Origin of the sequence: Mesorhizobium sp. M2E.F.Ca.ET.219.01.1.1, assembly GCF_004016445.2 — a bacterium.
Classification (GTDB): domain Bacteria; phylum Pseudomonadota; class Alphaproteobacteria; order Rhizobiales; family Rhizobiaceae; genus Mesorhizobium.
The window spans coordinates 1-357 of sequence record NZ_SADT02000115.1; the positions used below are offsets into that span (position 1 = coordinate 1).

At 70.6% G+C, this 357-nt stretch carries 1 protein-coding gene; it reads right to left on the bottom strand.

The genetic code is table 11. From position 1 onward, the window contains the following. A partial coding sequence (locus EN862_RS35170) for an NrsF family protein (RefSeq protein ID WP_135913307.1) occupies positions 1-345 on the bottom strand: 345 nt, incomplete at its 3' end. Positions 346-357: the final 12 nt, after the last annotated feature.

Sequence of the window (357 nt, forward strand, 5' to 3'; positions counted from 1 at the left end):
GGCGCGGGGCACCGCGAAAAGCTCGAGGATCACCGCCACGCCCACCAATGCCGGCGCGAGCGCCATCCAGGCCGTTGCCCTGGCCGTCGGCGCGCCGGGGCTCGACAGGGCCCTGATCAGGCCAAACGCGCTGACGCCGCGCGCGATGGTGAAGACGAATTTGGACAGGAAACGCATCGTGTGCATGGCGACCATCAGGTCCGGACGCGGGCCGATGGTCAGCCAGAACATGGCGGCCGCGACCACCGCCGCCACGGCGACGGCCATCCGCCAGGCGGAGCCGAGCGGCATCGCCTTGCTGCGGACGTCGGCGTCGAGCGCCTTGATGAGATCCTCGGTCCTCATGTCACTCCCGCC